This is a genomic window from Naasia sp. SYSU D00948, assembly GCF_017916515.1.
GTDB lineage: Bacteria > Actinomycetota > Actinomycetes > Actinomycetales > Microbacteriaceae > Naasia.
Window position 1 is genome coordinate 2,043,389 of record NZ_JAFMTA010000001.1, and the last position, 15,019, is coordinate 2,058,407.

15 protein-coding genes are annotated in these 15,019 nt (G+C 71.1%); 13 read left to right on the forward strand and 2 right to left on the reverse strand.

What is annotated here, in order from left to right; genetic code table 11:
- The first annotated feature begins 25 nt into the window (after window positions 1–25).
- The 12 genes from J3P30_RS09595 (at window position 26) to mutM (ending at window position 11,131) form a co-directional block, all read left to right on the forward strand.
- Window positions 26–874 carry a nitrilase-related carbon-nitrogen hydrolase gene (locus J3P30_RS09595; RefSeq protein WP_210480815.1) on the forward strand — a complete coding sequence of 283 codons (849 nt, stop codon included), beginning with the start codon at window positions 26–28 and terminating at the stop codon, window positions 872–874.
- A 22-nt stretch (window positions 875–896) separates the two neighbouring features.
- Window positions 897–2,333, forward strand: a complete 1,437-nt coding sequence (gene hydA, locus J3P30_RS09600) for a dihydropyrimidinase (protein WP_210480816.1) — start codon at window positions 897–899, stop codon at window positions 2,331–2,333.
- 97 nt (window positions 2,334–2,430) lie between these two features.
- Window positions 2,431–3,447 carry a TIGR03842 family LLM class F420-dependent oxidoreductase gene (locus J3P30_RS09605; protein WP_210481950.1) on the forward strand — a complete coding sequence of 339 codons (1,017 nt, stop codon included), beginning with the start codon at window positions 2,431–2,433 and terminating at the stop codon, window positions 3,445–3,447.
- Window positions 3,448–3,516: 69 nt separating this feature from the next.
- Complete coding sequence (locus J3P30_RS09610) at window positions 3,517–4,434, forward strand: ABC transporter permease (RefSeq protein WP_374058549.1); 918 nt, start codon at window positions 3,517–3,519, stop codon at window positions 4,432–4,434.
- Window positions 4,431–5,276 (forward strand): ABC transporter ATP-binding protein, encoded by an 846-nt coding sequence (locus J3P30_RS09615; RefSeq protein ID WP_210480817.1) that lies wholly within the window; start codon window positions 4,431–4,433, stop codon window positions 5,274–5,276. The genes J3P30_RS09610 and J3P30_RS09615 overlap by 4 nt, the downstream gene beginning before the upstream one ends.
- The gene (locus J3P30_RS09620) at window positions 5,276–6,040 is read left to right on the forward strand and encodes an ABC transporter permease (RefSeq protein ID WP_210480818.1); all 765 of its coding nucleotides are present in this window, start codon (window positions 5,276–5,278) and stop codon (window positions 6,038–6,040) included. Before J3P30_RS09615 ends, J3P30_RS09620 begins: the two co-directional genes overlap by 1 nt.
- A 51-nt stretch (window positions 6,041–6,091) precedes the next feature.
- Window positions 6,092–7,255, forward strand: coding sequence for an ABC transporter substrate-binding protein (locus J3P30_RS09625; RefSeq protein ID WP_210480819.1), 1,164 nt, complete (start codon window positions 6,092–6,094; stop codon window positions 7,253–7,255).
- Window positions 7,256–7,315: 60 nt separating this feature from the next.
- Window positions 7,316–8,653: an aspartate aminotransferase family protein gene (locus J3P30_RS09630; RefSeq protein WP_210480820.1), complete on the forward strand. Its 1,338-nt coding sequence runs from the start codon at window positions 7,316–7,318 to the stop codon at window positions 8,651–8,653.
- A gap of 86 nt (window positions 8,654–8,739) precedes the next feature.
- On the forward strand, window positions 8,740–9,282 hold the full coding sequence (locus tag J3P30_RS09635; protein ID WP_210480821.1) for a DUF177 domain-containing protein: 543 nt from the start codon (window positions 8,740–8,742) through the stop codon (window positions 9,280–9,282).
- Between the two features lie 2 nt (window positions 9,283–9,284).
- Window positions 9,285–9,488, forward strand: coding sequence for a 50S ribosomal protein L32 (gene rpmF / locus J3P30_RS09640; RefSeq protein WP_210480822.1), 204 nt, complete (start codon window positions 9,285–9,287; stop codon window positions 9,486–9,488).
- Between the two features lie 37 nt (window positions 9,489–9,525).
- Window positions 9,526–10,221 (forward strand): ribonuclease III, encoded by a 696-nt coding sequence (gene rnc / locus J3P30_RS09645; protein ID WP_307807458.1) that lies wholly within the window; start codon window positions 9,526–9,528, stop codon window positions 10,219–10,221.
- A 1-nt stretch (window position 10,222) separates the two neighbouring features.
- Window positions 10,223–11,131 (forward strand): bifunctional DNA-formamidopyrimidine glycosylase/DNA-(apurinic or apyrimidinic site) lyase, encoded by a 909-nt coding sequence (gene mutM, locus J3P30_RS09650; protein ID WP_210480824.1) that lies wholly within the window; start codon window positions 10,223–10,225, stop codon window positions 11,129–11,131.
- A 278-nt stretch (window positions 11,132–11,409) separates the two neighbouring features.
- Here the strand turns inward: mutM and J3P30_RS09655 are convergent, their stop codons facing one another.
- Complete coding sequence (locus J3P30_RS09655) at window positions 11,410–12,495, reverse strand: GNAT family N-acetyltransferase (protein ID WP_210480825.1); 1,086 nt, start codon at window positions 12,493–12,495, stop codon at window positions 11,410–11,412.
- Between the two features lie 138 nt (window positions 12,496–12,633).
- Between J3P30_RS09655 and J3P30_RS09660 the strand changes: the two genes are divergently transcribed.
- Complete coding sequence (locus J3P30_RS09660) at window positions 12,634–13,482, forward strand: metal-dependent hydrolase (protein WP_210480826.1); 849 nt, start codon at window positions 12,634–12,636, stop codon at window positions 13,480–13,482.
- Between the two features lie 3 nt (window positions 13,483–13,485).
- Here J3P30_RS09660 and J3P30_RS09665 read toward each other — a convergent pair whose 3' ends face one another.
- Window positions 13,486–14,994 carry a SulP family inorganic anion transporter gene (locus J3P30_RS09665; RefSeq protein WP_210480827.1) on the reverse strand — a complete coding sequence of 503 codons (1,509 nt, stop codon included), beginning with the start codon at window positions 14,992–14,994 and terminating at the stop codon, window positions 13,486–13,488.
- Window positions 14,995–15,019: the final 25 nt, after the last annotated feature.

Below are 15,019 nucleotides of genomic sequence, written 5' to 3' on the forward strand. Positions count from 1 at the left end.
CTCCGGGCGGCCCCGAGAGGAACGCATGACCGTCGTCCGAGCCGCGATCACCCAGACCACCTGGACCGGTGACAAGGAGTCGATGATCGCGAAGCACGAGGGCTTCGCGCGCCAGGCGGCCGAGCAGGGCGCCCAGGTCATCTGCTTCCAGGAGCTCTTCTACGGGCCCTACTTCGGCATCACCGAGGACGCCAAGTACTACGCGTACGCCGAGCCGGCGGACGGCCCGACCGTCCAGCGCTTCGCCGCCCTCGCCAAGGAGCTCGGCCTCGTGATGATCCTGCCGATCTACGAGGAGGACCAGCCCGGCATCTACTACAACACTGCCGTCGTGGTGGACTCGGACGGCAGCATCCTCGGCAAGTACCGGAAGCACCACATCCCGCACCTCGAGAAGTTCTGGGAGAAGTTCTACTTCCGCCCCGGGAACCTCGGGTACCCGGTGTTCAAGACGGCTGTCGGCCCCATCGGCGTCTACATCTGCTACGACCGGCACTTCCCGGAGGGGTGGCGCGAGCTGGGGCTGAACGGCGCCCAGATCGTGTTCAACCCGAACGCGACCAAGCCGGGCCTCTCCAATCGGCTGTGGGAGATCGAGCAGCCCGCGGCCGCCGCGGCGAACCAGTACTTCATCGCCGCGCCCAACCGCGTCGGGCGTGAGGACAACGAGTACGGCGACGAGGCGGTCACCTTCTACGGCACGAGCCAGTTCGTCGACCCGCGCGGCAACCACATCGGCGAGCTCGGCAGCGGCGAGCACGAGGAGGTCGTGATCCGCGACCTGGACATGGATCTCATCCGGGAGGTCCGCAACCAGTGGCAGTTCTACCGGGACCGCCGGCCGGACTCCTACTCCGCCGTGGTGAAGCCCTGAGCGGGCGAGGAGGAGCGGAACGATGGCAACGACACTGATCACGGGCGGCACGGTCGTCACCTCGACCGGACGCAGCGCCGCCGACGTCCTCGTCGACGGCGAGCAGATCGTCGCGGTGCTCGCGCCGGGCAGCGTCCTGCTCGGCACCGACCTGGCGGCGAGCGCCGACACGGTGATCGACGCGAGCGGGAAGTACGTGATCCCGGGCGGCATCGACGCGCACACGCACATGGAGCTGCCCTTCGGCGGCACCGCCGCGTCGGACACGTTCGAGACCGGCACGCGCGCGGCCGCCTGGGGCGGCACGACGACGATCATCGACTTCGCGGTGCAGCGCTACGGCGAGAAGGTGCAGGACGGCCTCGCCGCGTGGCACGAGAAGGCGGCGGGCAACTGCGCGATCGACTACGGCTTCCACCAGATCATCGGGGGCGTCGACGCGGATGCCCTGTCGGCGATGGACGGCCTCATCGACGAGGGCGTGACGAGCTTCAAGCTCTTCATGGCCTACCCCGGCGTCTTCTACAGCGACGACGCGCAGGTCCTGCGGGCCATGCAGAAGTCGGCCGAGACGGGCCTGCTCACGATGATGCACGCCGAGAACGGGCCCGCGATCGACGTCCTCGCCGAGCAGCTCGTCGCGCAGGGCAAGACGGATCCCTACTTCCACGGCATCGCGCGCGCCTGGCAGATGGAGGAGGAGGCGACCCACCGGGCGATCATGCTCGCCCACCTCACAGGCGCTCCTCTCTATGTCGTGCATGTGTCCGCGAAGCAGGCGGTCGAGCAGCTCGCCGCCGCGCGCGACCGCGGCCAGAACGTGTACGGCGAGACGTGTCCCCAGTACCTCTATCTCTCACTCGAGGAGCAGCTCGGCGCCTCCAGCGAGGAGTGGGGCGCGTTCGAGGGATCGAAGTGGGTGTGCTCGACCCCGCTGCGCAGCCGCGAGGAGCGTCACCAGGACCACATGTGGCAGGCGCTGCGCACCAACGACCTGCAGATGGTGTCGACCGACCATTGCCCGTTCTGCATGAAGGGCCAGAAGGAGCTCGGCAGGGGCGACTTCCGCAAGATCCCGAACGGGATCGGCGGCGTCGAGCACCGGATGGACCTCCTCTACCAGGGCGTCGTCGACGGGCACTTGACGCTCGAGCGCTGGGTGGAGGTCACCTCCACGACGCCGGCGCGGATGTTCGGCCTGTACGGGAGGAAGGGCGTCATCGCCCCGGGTGCGGACGCCGACATCGTGATCTACGACCCCAACGGCCACACCTCGATCGGCGTGGACAAGACCCACCACATGAACATGGACTACTCGGCGTGGGAGGGCTACGAGATCGACGGCCACGTCGACACGGTCCTGTCCCGCGGCAAGGTCGTCGTCGACGGCAACCAGTACCTCGGCGCCAAGGGCGACGGCCGCTACCTCAAGCGCGGCCTGTCGCAGTACCTCATCTGATGCCCGCCACGATCCGTGCAACTCGGGCCGTTCCGGTCGATCCGGGCCGGAACGCCGGCCCGGAGACGCCGGACCGGCCCGGAATGGAGGCGTGAGCATGGAGTTCGGAGCGGTCCTGCAGACGAACCCTCCGGCGTCCCGGACCGTGGCGCTCGCGAAACTCGCCGAGCAGTACGGGTTCAGCCACCTCTGGACGTTCGACTCGCACCTGCTGTGGCAGGAGCCGTACGTCATCTACAGCCAGATCCTCGCCGAGACCCGGCGCATCAAGGTCGGCCCGTTCGTCACCAATCCGGCGACGCGGGACTGGACGGTGACCGCGTCCGTGTTCGCGACGCTCAACGAGATGTACGGCAACCGGACGATCTGCGGCATCGGCCGGGGCGACTCCGCGGTCCGGGTCACGGGCGGCAAGCCCACGACGCTGAAGGAGCTGCGGGAGTCGATCCACGTCATCCGCGAGCTCGGCAACTCGCGGTCGGTGGAGTACAACGGGGCGACCCTGCGGTTCCCCTGGAGCGTCGGCAGCGAGCTCGAGGTGTGGGTGGCCGCCTACGGGCCGCTCGCGCTCAAGCTCGCGGGCGAGGTCGGCGACGGCTACATCCTCCAGCTCGCGGACCTCGACATCGCGGAGTGGATGATCGGCACGGTGCGCGACGCGGCCGAGAAGGCCGGACGGGACCCCCGGTCGATCAAGTTCTGCGTCGCCGCTCCGTTCTACATCGGGGACGACCGGCAGCACATGCGCGACCAGTGCCGCTGGTTCGGCGGCATGGTCGGCAACCACGTCGCCGACATCGTCGCGAAGTACGGCGAGCACGGCGCGGTGCCGGACGCCCTCACCGAGTACATCAAGGGCCGGCAGGAGTACGACTACAACGAGCACGGCCGGGCCGGGAACACGCACACGACCTTCGTGCCGGACGAGATCGTCGACCGCTTCTGCGTGCTCGGCACGGCCGAGGAGCACATCGAGAAGCTGCGCAGGCTCCAGGCGATCGGCGTCGACCAGTTCGCGGGCTACCTCCAGCACGACAACAAGGAGGAGACCCTCCGCGTGTACGGCGAGACGGTGATCCCGGCGATGCGCGACCAGATCGTGGCGAAGGCCTGACATGAGCGGGTGGTCGCACGCTGCTGCCCGCTTCGCCGGCCGCCCGCCGTGCCGTCACTGGACGGCCTCGTGAGCGCCGCGGGGCTCGTCGGCTCCCGCCTCCGCACTCGCACGCCGTCCGCGTTCCGCTGGCGCCGGGCGACCCTCGGCGCGCTCGGCCTCCTGCTGCTCGCGGTCGTCTGGGAGCTGTACAAGGCGCTCGGGCCCGAGGACGGCGTCGTGGTGGGCGGGCTCACGGTCCTGCCCAGGACGACGGACCTCGCCATGCCGCACGTATGGGACGTGCTCGCCCGCCTCGGCCAGCCGGTGAACTCGACCCAGGACACGCTGGTCTGGCAGGCGGTGCTGGGCGCGGCGGTGTTCTCGCTCGGCGTCGCCGGTGTCGGCTGGCTCGTCGGCGTCGTCGTCGGCCTGGCGCTGGCCCTGCTGATGCAGCGCTTCCGGACCGCCGAGTCGGCCGTGCTGCCCTGGGTGATCCTCAGCCAGACGGTCCCGCTCATCGCGATCGCGCCGCTCGTGCGCAGGTGGGGGTCGCAGATCGAGATCGGCGCCTTCCAGTGGGAGAACTGGATGTCCGTCGCGGTCATCGCCTCCTACCTCGCGTTCTTCCCGGTCGCGGTCGGCGCCCTGCGCGGCCTCGGCTCGCCGGACGCCATCCACACCGACCTCTTCCGCTCCTACGCCGTCGGGTGGTGGACGACGCTGTGGCGTCTCCGGCTCCCTGCGAGCGTCCCCTACCTGCTCCCGGCCCTCCGGCTGGCCGCCGCGAACGCCGTCATCGGAGCCGTCGTCGCCGAGGTCTCGATCGGCCTGCGCGGCGGCATCGGACGCATGATCATCGAGTACGCGCAGTCCGGCAGCGGCGACCCCGCGAAGACGTGGGCCCCGATCCTGGGGGCGGTGCTGCTCGGCCTCCTCGCAGCGGGGGTCGTCGCGCTGCTCGGGCTCCTGCTCGGACGGTTCCGCCGGGGAGAGGTGAGCGCATGACCGAGGTGCCGACCACAGGACCGGTTCCCATCGGCGTGCCGGCGGTCGAGGTGAGGGGCGTCGACAAGACGTTCTCCTCGAAGAACGGCACGGTGACCGCGCTCGAGGGCATCGACCTCGCCGTCGCGCCCGGGGAGTTCGTCTCCCTCATCGGTCCGTCCGGCTGCGGCAAGAGCACGCTGCTCCGCCTCATCGCCGACCTCGAGGCCCCGAGCACGGGCTCCGTCACGGTCTTCGGCAAGACCGCGCGGCAGGCCCGGATCGACCAGGAGTACGGCATCGCGTTCCAGCAGGCGGGGCTCCTGCCCTGGCGCACGGTGCGGGCCAACATCGAGCTGCCGCTCGAGCTGCACGGCGCGTCCCGAGCCGAGCGGACCGCCCGCGCGACGGAGCTGCTCGAGCTCGTGGGGCTCTCCGACTTCGGCGGCTCCTATCCCGACCAGCTCTCCGGCGGCATGCAGCAGCGCGTCGCGATCGCCCGCGCTCTCGCGGAGAGGCCCCGGCTGCTGCTCATGGACGAGCCCTTCGGAGCCCTCGACGAGATGACCCGCGAGCGGATGCAGACGGAGCTCGTCCGGATCTGCGGGGAGACGGGAGCGGCCGTCGTGTTCGTGACCCACTCGATCCCCGAGGCGGTGTTCCTGTCCAACCGGGTCGTCGTCATGTCGCCGCGCCCAGGACGGATCCGCGAGGTGCTCGCCGTCGACCTCGGTCGCGCCGCGGACCGCCGCGACGACCTGCGCGAGGACGAGCACTTCTTCGCGAACGTCAGTGCGGTGCGCGAGCTGCTGCACGGCGACCAGGGTGCGCGTCCTGCCGTCCGCGGAGTGGAGAACCGCTGATGCGCGGTGCCGCGGTCCGGACGGTGGGGGCGCCGATCCTCCTCGGGATCGTCGCGCTCGCTCTCTGGCAGCTCGCCGTCGTCGCGCTCGACGTGAAGCCCTTCGTCGTTCCGAGTCCGCTCGCGATCGGCACGGCCTTCGGCTCGACGCCCGACACCATCCTCCGGGCCGCCCTCCTGACGGGCGCCAACGCCCTCGTCGGACTTCTCGTCGGCACCGTCGTCGGCATCCTCTTCGCGGTGCTCGCGGCCCTGTCGCGCGTGATCGACGAGATCACCGCGCCGATCGTGGCGGGCCTCGCGGTGGTCCCGATCGTCGCGCTCGCGCCCGTCTTCTACACGATGTTCGGCGCCAACGCCCAGACGGCACGGCAGCTGATCGCGGCGCTCGCGGTCTTCATCCCCGTGTTCGTCAACACGCTGCGCGGGCTCCGGCAGGTGCGCCCCGTGCACCGCGACCTGATGCGGGCGTACGCGGCCTCGCCGTGGCAGGCCACCCGCACCGTCACGCTGCCGGGCGCGCTCCCGTACCTGTTCACCGGGTTCCGGATCGCGTCCTCGCTCGCGGTCATCTCCGCCCTCGTCGCCGAGTACTTCGGCGGCCCGATCGACGGCATCGGCCGCGCGATCACCACCGCGGTGGCGAGCAGCAACTACGCGCTGGCCTGGGCGTACGTGCTCGGGTCGATCCTGCTCGGGCTCGTGTTCTACTGCGCGACCCTCGCCCTCGAGATCCTGGCGACCCGGCACCGCCGCCGCGCCTGAGAGGTCCGCCCCGAGCGGATGCACCACCCCAGCACGACCAGGAGGTATGCAATGAGACACAGCATCCGAGTGCTGCCCGGCATCGCCGCGGCCGGCACCATCACCGCTCTCGTCCTCGCGGGATGCGCGAGCGGCGGAGGCGGCGGGACCGGCTCCGGCGGCGGGGCGGGCGACTCCGGCGGACTGACGCCCGTCACCCTGCAGCTCCAGTGGGTCGCCCAGGCGCAGTTCGCGGGCTACTACGCCGCGCTCGACCAGGGCTACTACGAGGAGGAGGGGCTCGACGTCACGATCAACGAGTCCGGCACCGACACGGTCCCGATCGACGAGATCGCGGCGGGAGCCGCCGACTACGCGATCTCGTGGGTCCCGAAAGTCCTCGGCTCCATCGAGCAGGGCACGAACGTCACCAACGTCGCGCAGATCTTCGAGCGCAGCGCCACCACGCAGATCTCGTTCAAGGACGCCGGCATCGAGGGCCCCGAGGACCTCGCCGGCCACACCGTCGGCAGCTGGGGCTTCGGCAACGAGTGGGAGCTGTTCGCGGGGATGCAGCAGGCGGGGGTGGGACTCGACGACATCACCCTCGTTCAGCAGCAGTTCGACATGAACGCGTTCCTCGCGGGGGACATCGACGCCGCGCAGGCGATGACCTACAACGAGTACGCGCAGGTGCTCGAGACTGTGAACCCGGCGACGGGGGAGCTGTACCAGCCGGAGGACCTCAACGTCATCGACTGGAACGAAGTCGGGACCGCGATGCTCCAGGACGCGATCTGGGCCGACGCCGAGCGCCTCGCCGACGACGAGGAGTACGCCGAGACGACGGTCGCCTTCATCAAGGCGTCCATCAAAGGCTGGATCTACGCCCGCGACAACCCCGAGGAGGCGGCGGAGATCGTCACCGCGGCCGGGTCCACACTCGGCACGAGCCACCAGCTGTGGATGACCAACGAGGTCAACAAGCTCATCTGGCCGTCCGCCTCCGGCGGCATCGGCATGATCGACGAGGAGGCCTGGAACCGCACCGTCGAGATCGCCAAGGGCACCGAGAACGAGACCGGCGCCACCATCATCACCGCCGACCCGCCGGAGACCGCGTACACGAACGAGTACGTGGAGCAGGCGCTCGCCGACCTGGAGGATGAGGGAGCCGACATCGTCGGCCAGAGCTTCACCCCGATCGAGGTCGTCCTCAACGAGGGCGGCAACTAGCACCACCGGGTGCGGCCGGGCGGACGTCCGGCCGCACCTCGTCGAGAAGGAGGACATCCCATGACTCTCGCCCCGACCGGAACGGACACCGACGAGGGACGCCGGGCGCTCGAGCTCGATCGCGCCCACGTGTTCCACTCCTGGTCCGCCCAGGCCGCGCTGAAGCCCCTGGTGATCGCCGGGGGCGAGGGGAGCACCGTCTGGGACGCCGACGGCACCCGCTACCTCGACTTCTCCAGCCAGCTCGTCAACGTCAACATCGGGCACCAGCATCCGAAGGTGATCGCCGCGATCAAGGCGCAGGCGGATCTCCTCACCACCGTCGCGCCCTCCCACGCGAACCTCGCGCGCGGCGAGGCGGCCCGCCGGATCCTGGCGCGCGCCGGCGACCGGTACGCGAAGGTGTTCTTCACCAACGGCGGCGCCGACGCGAACGAGAACGCCATCCGCCTCGCGCGGCTGGTCACCGGCCGCGACAAGGTCCTCTCGACCTACCGCTCGTACCACGGCAACACCGGGGCCGCGATCACCGCGACCGGGGACTGGCGCCGGGTGCCGAACGAGTACGCGCGCGGGCACGTGCACTTCTTCGGCCCGTTCCCCTACCGCAGCGAGTTCTGGTCCGACTCGCCCGAGCAGGAGACCGAGCGCGCCCTGCACCACCTGCGCCGGGTCATCCAGGCCGAGGGCGCCGCGTCGATCGCCGCGATCCTGCTCGAGACGATCCCCGGCACCGCCGGCGTGATCGTCCCTCCGCCCGGCTACCTCGCCGGTGTGCGCGCGCTCGCGGACGAGCACGGCATCCTGCTCATCCTCGACGAGGTGATGGCGGGCTTCGGCCGCACCGGCGACTGGTTCGCCTTCCAGAACCGCTCGATCAACCCCGAGGGCATCGCGCCGGACCTGATCACCTTCGCGAAGGGCGTCAACTCCGGCTACGTGCCCGCGGGCGGCGTCATCATCCCGCCGCGCATCGCCGAGGAGTTCGACGAGCGCGTCTTTCCCGGCGGCCTCACCTACTCCGGCCACCCGCTCGCGATGGCGTCGATCGTCGGAGCGCTGGATGCCATGGAGGAGGAGGGCATCGTCGAGAATGCGGCGACCATCGGTCGTGAGGTGCTCGGGCCCGGGCTGGCCCGGCTCGCCGAGCGGCACGCGGTGATCGGCGAGGTGCGGGGAGTCGGCGTCTTCTGGGCCCTCGACCTCGTCGCGGACCGGGACACCCGGGCCCCGCTGGAGCCGGCCTCGCTCGCGACCCTGAAGTCGTCCCTGCTCGGGCGCGGACTGCTGCCGTTCGTCGTCGACAACCGCATCCACGTCGTGCCGCCCTGCGTCGTGACGCGGGAGGAGGCGGAGCGGGGGCTCGCGATCCTCGACGAGGTCCTCGGGGCGTCCTGACACCTCCGGCTCCCGGCTTCCGCGTCAAGGCGCTCGGGGGCGGCGCCGGGGCGGGGCCTCGGCCCGGACGCGTAGACTCCGACGGCGTGAAGGCGAACTACCTGGTGAACGTCCGCGACCTCATCAACCGCCCCGGCGAGCAGCGTGAGCGGGAGCTGACCCTCAACATCCCCGAGAAGCTCGGCGAGGGGCTCGCGTGGGTGCCCGAGGGGCGCGAACTGCACATCGACCTGCGCCTCGAGTCGGTGCACGAGGGGATCCTCGCGACGGGCGACGTCGACACGGTCGCCGACGCCCAGGACGCGCGCACCCTCGACGAGTTCGAGCTCCCGGTCGAGGTCGAATTCCAGGAGCTTTTCGCGTATCCTTCTGAGGTTCCTTCCGACTACGAGGTTCAAGGCGACCACGTGGATCTTGAACAGGTCGTGAGGGATGCGGTGGTGCTGGCACTGCCGTTCCAGCCGGTGAAGCCGGGGGAGCCCGGCCGGGTCGAGCTTCCCGAAGGCATCGCGCTGGTGCTCGCGGACGACGAGCGAGAGGCCCCACTCGACGAGCGGTGGGCCGCGCTCGCGAAGCTGCGCGACAGCGCAGACCGCGAGAAGACAGACGTTCCGAGAGAAGAGAGATAACCATGGCTGTTCCCAAGCGGAAGAAGTCGCGCGCGAACACGCACGCCCGCCGGTCCCAGTGGAAGGCGTCCGTGCCGACCCTGGTGAAGACCATCGAGAACGGCAAGGTCACCTACAGCCTCCCGCACCGCGCGAAGGTCGTCGAGGACTCCCAGGGCACCGAGCTCTACCTCGAGTACAAGGGCCGCAAGGTCGCCGACGTCTGATTTGGGCGAGGGCTCAGCACCGGACGCTGACCGGAGCGTGCTGATCGACCGGCTCGGAGTGCCGGTCGATCCCGACCTGCTCGAGCTGGCGCTCACCCACCGCTCGTACGCGTACGAGCACGGGGGAGCGCCGCACAACGAGCGCCTCGAGTTCCTCGGCGACGCGATCCTCGGCAAGGCCGTGACGGTCAAGCTGTTCACGGATCACCCGGACCTCGACGAGGGCGACCTCGCCAAGCGGCGCGCGAGCCTCGTCTCGAGCGTCGCGCTCGCCGAGATCGGCCGCAGCCTGGACATCGGCTCCTTCCTCCGGCTCGGCCGAGGCGAGGAGCGCACCGGCGGACGCGACAAGTCGTCGATCCTCGCCGACGCCGTCGAGGCCGTCATCGGCGCCGTCTTCCTCTCCTGCGGCGACGAGATCGCGACCGAGCTGGTGCTGCGCCTCGTCCAGCCCCTCGCCGACGACCCCGAGCGCTTCGGGGCCCTGGATCCGAAGACGAGCCTGCAGGAGGTCGCGGCGCGCCGCGGCGCGGGTGTGCCCGTCTACTCGGTGACGGCCACCGGCCCCGACCACTCGCGGCTCTTCTCCGCGACGGTCACGGTGTCCGACCTCGTCACCGCGACGGGCGAGGGCTCCAGCAAGAAGCAGGCCGAGATGGCCGCCGCGCTCGAGGCCTGGAACCGGCTGGTCCGCCACAAGCGGAAGGCCGGCGTCCCCGACCCCGGACGCTGACATGCCAGAGCTCCCCGAGGTCGAGACCGTGCGGTCCGGCCTCCAGCCCGCCGTCGCGGGCTCGACGATCACCGGCGTCCGCGTCCTCGACGTGCGCTCGCTGCGCCGTCACCACGGGACCTCCGACACCTTCGCCGACGAGCTGGTCGGCGCCCGCTTCGAGGGGGCGGTCCGGCGCGGCAAGTTCCTCTGGCTTCCGCTCGCCGGAACCGATCGGGCGCTCGTCGCGCACCTCGGGATGAGCGGCCAGGTCCTCCTCCGCGCGCCCGACGCCACGGACGACCGCCTCCTCCGCATCCGCATCGACGTCGACTCCCCGGAGCACGGGCCGCTGTCCCTCGCGTTCGTGGATCAGCGCATCTTCGGGTCGATGGCCGTCGACGACCTGCTGCCGACCCCCGACGGAGCCGCGGGCGGCCTCGGCTCGCCCGCGCCGGTCGTCCCGTCGCAGGTGGCGCACATCGCCCGGGACCCGCTCGACCCGGCATTCGACGACCGGCGCTTCCTCGCGGCGCTCGCGCGGAAGAACACCGGGATCAAGAGGGCGCTGCTCGATCAGACGCTCGTGAGCGGCATCGGCAACATCTACGCCGACGAGGCGCTCTGGGCCGCGCGCATCCACTACGACACCCCGACCGCCGACCTGTCCCGTCCTCGCGCGAAGATCCTGCTCGCGGAGCTGCGTCACGTGCTGGAGCGCGCCCTGGAGGACGGCGGAACGAGCTTCGACGCGCAGTACGTCAACGTGAACGGCGCCTCCGGCTACTTCTCGCAGCGGCTCAACGCGTACGGCCGGCAGGGCAAGCCGTGCGCCCGCTGCGGCGGCCCGATCGCGCGCACGAGCTTCATGAACCGCGGCAGCCACTACTGCCCGCGCTGCCAGCGGCTCCCGCGCTCCCGGACCGCCTGACGGGTTGCTCGGGTGCCGGCGCTCAACGGGCGGGCGGCCTCCTGGCGCTCAACGAGTACCCGCCCTTCCTGGCGCTCAACAGGCGGTTCTGCCGCGGGCCGCGCCGCATGCCGGGGTTTCGTCTTCCCTTCCTGACGCTCAACAGGCCGTATCGCCTCCAACAGCAGGGACAGCGGCGTGTCGTGCTGTTGGGGGAGAGCGTGACTGTTGAGGGCGAGGAGAGCGCTGTTGGGAGCGGCAGGGCGGCCGGTCGGCGCCGCCGGCCGCGGCCCCCGGGTTCAGGCCTGCAGCTGCTTCTGCCAGACGCCCTGGTAGCCGATCGGGACGAACCCGAGTGCCTCGTTGACGTCCAGCATGTAGCGGTTCTCCTCGGCGTTGAACGTGCAGATGGCCGTCGTCTCGGGTGAGTGCTCCGCGACGGCGCGGTGCAGCGCCGCCTTGACCAGCAGTCCGAGTCGGTGCCCGCGGTGCTCCTTGAGGACGAGGGTGTCGCCCTGGTCGCCTGGTCGCGTGCGGTCGGCGGGCAGGTAGAGATTCGTGAACGCGACCAGACGTCCGGTCGCGCGATGCCGAGCCGCCGCGGTCAGCAGCAGGTACCCGCCCTGCTCCGCGCGCGCGTCGGTGTCCCGCACACGCTCGGCCGTCCACTCCTCGGGATCGACCGTCAGGGCCGCCATCGGGGCGTCCGTGAGCATCCGCGAGTACAGCAGCGCCAGGTCGTCCTGCCACTCCTCAGGGGTCGCCCCGGGCCAAGTGACGACGTCGTACGCGTCCCCGGCTCCTTCGCGCCCGCGTCGCAGGCCGTCCTCGGTCCGCGCGGCCGACTCGCGGAGGTCGACCCTGCTGATCCGGTAGATCTGCTCCAGGCTCCAGCCCCGGCGGAGCTGGAACGCGACCCCGGCGTCGTCCGCGGGCAGCGTCCCGAAGCCGGTCGGTGGAGTGAGGCGCCGCCCCCCGGAAGCGCCGGGGGAGTGCACGGGCCACGCCTGCAGGGTGAACCGCCCGGCGTCCGCGGCGGCAGCCTCGCCGATCTCGGCCAGAGCCGTTCCGATCCCGCGGCGGCGCCAGTCGGGATGCACCTCCACCTCGACGACAGCGATCCGCGCGCCCTCCTCCAGCGGCAGCTCGACGAAGAGCCTCCCGACGATGCGGCCGTCCACGCGCGCGACCCAGATCCGGCGGTCGAACCACCGGTCGTGGTACTCGATGAGCAGGCCCGCCGGATCCGGTGCCAGGTCGTAGCTGCCGAGCGCCGCGGCTTCGGTCTCGTTGCGGACGGCGACCATCTCGGCGAACGAGCCGTCGTCCTCGGCCATCGTGGCGGGGATCCGAAGGGGCCGGATGTCGAGGCCGGGGACGCTCACGGCGCCAGTATTTCAGGGGCACGGCCGCCCGGTTCCGGAGACGGCGCCGCCGGCGCTGCCCACCTCGCACCGGCGGGAGCCGACGCGGAGCGGGGCCCCTGCCGAGGAGCGGAGACCCCGCTCAGGAGACGGTTCACGATGGCGAGCCGTCGGCGCGGCGCGACGACACGGCGGGCGGCGCGCCGGACCATGTGGAGCGTGATGGGCTTCACGCACGCGACGAGCGGCACCGCGGCATGGCTCGCGACGACCGCCGCGCTGCCCGCACTCGGCACCGGGATCCTGCCCCTGACCCCGGCGGGCGTGCTGGCCGGCGCGATGGTCGCGGCGGGCGCCGCGCTGCTGCCGGACGCCGACCACAGCAGCGCGACGATCGCGCACTCGGTCCCGGTCCTGGGCAGGGTCGTCACGGATGCGATCGGAGACGTGAGCGGCGGCCATCGCCACGGCGCGCACAGCCTCCTCGCGACCGGCCTCGTCACCGCGGGCGCCGTGGCCCTCGGCGGCTGGCGGGCCGAGCTCCCCGTCGTCGGCGACGCTCCCGTCGGGCCCGCCATCGCCACCGTCGCTCTGATCACGTTCGCCGTCAAGGCGCGGGACCTCGTCCGGCACTGGCGGACCGCGTGGGCGCTCGGGCTGCTCGCCGCCGTCCTCGTGCTCGTGTACGCGTCCGACACCTCTGTGTGGTTCCCGCTCGCGGTCGGCGTCGGCTATGCGGCGCACCTGGTCGGCGACGCGCTGACGGTGGGCGGCATCCCCGGCCTGCTGTGGCCGCTCCGCCTCCGCCCGCCCGCGTGGTGGCGGGGTACCAACGTGCTCAACGACGTGTGGAAGCCGAACGGCTACATCGCCCTTCCGCTGCTCGGCAACGCCGGCTCCGTGCGGGAGTACGTCCTCGCCATCGCCCTCGGTCTGTACTGCGCGTACGGGCTCGGCGAGGTGGCGCTGCGGGCCGCCGGCAGCGTCCTCGCCTCCGGCCTCCCCTAGAAGTCAGTGCCCGGATCCGAGCCGTCCGGCGAGTCGGGAGTGGAAGCGGAGGCTCTCCTCGTTGAGTCCCACGATCTCGACGTGCTTCCCGTGTTTCGCGTACTTCGTCTCGATGGCGTCCAGCGCCGCCACGGTCGACGCGTCCCAGACGTGGGAGCGGGACATGTCGATGATCACCCGGTCAGGATCGTCCGCGTACTCGAACTGAGTCGTGAGGTCGTTGCTCGAGGCGAAGAACAGCTCGCCGTCCACGGAGTAGCGGGCCGTCGAGCCGTCCTCGCTCACGCTGCGCGACACGGTCGCGAAGTGGGCGACTCGGCGCGCGAACACCGTCATCGCCACGAGGACCCCGACGATCACGCCGATCGCGAGGTTGTGCGTCACGACGACGACGGCGACGGTCGCGGCCATGACGAGGGTCTCGCCGATGGGCATGCGGCGCAGCGTTGCCGGGGCGACGCTGTGCCAGTCGAACGTCGCGACCGAGACCATGATCATCACCGCGACGAGGGCGGCCATCGGGATGACGGCCACCAGATCGCCGAGGACCACGACGAGCACCAGCAGGAACGCCCCGGCGAGGAAGGTGGAGATGCGGGTGCGGGCCCCCGACACCTTCACATTGATCATCGTCTGGCCGATCATGGCGCAGCCGCCCATGCCGCCGAAGAGGCCCGACAGGACGTTCGCCGCGCCCTGACCCCACGCCTCGCGGGTCTTCCGCGAGTGCGTGTCCGTGATGTCGTCGACGAGCTTGGCCGTCATGAGCGACTCGAGGAGGCCGACGAGGGCGACCGCGAGCGCGTACGGGGCGATGATCGCGAACGTCTCCCAGGTGAGGGGGACGGCCGGGATCAGCAGTTCGGGAAGGCTTCGGGGGAGCTCGCCCTCGTCGCCCACGGTCGGCACAGCGATGCCGGCCCAGACGGTGGCGGCGGTGAGGAGGGCGATCGCGACGAGCGGGGCCGGCACGGCCTTCGTGACTCGCGGCAGGGCGACCATGATGACGAGCCCGGCGGCCACCAGCAGGTAGACCGGCCACGGTGCACCGATCAGATGCGGCAGCTGGGCGACGAAGATGAGGATCGCGAGCGCGTTGACGAACCCGACCATCACGCTGCGCGGGATGAAGCGCATGAGCCGCGCGAAGCCGAGCACGCCGAGGATGATCTGGAACGCTCCTCCGAGGATGACGGTGGCCAGGAGGTAGTCGACGCCGTGATCCCGCACCACCGGCGCGACGACGAGTGCGATCGCGCCCGTCGCGGCGGTGATCATGGCGGGACGCCCGCCGAGGAACGCGATCGAGACCGCCATCACGAACGAGGAGAACAGGCCGAGCCGTGGATCGACCCCGGCGATGATCGAGAAGGAGATCGCCTCGGGGATCAGCGCGAGCGCGACGACGAGGCCCGCGAGGACCTCCCGCGTCAGCACACGGGGCGAGCGCAGCGCCGCGACGACCGAGTCGGACCGGTCCGGGACGCGGGTGGGCGCGGGGGTGTGGGTCATGGTTCTCCGCAGGGTCGTGGGCGGC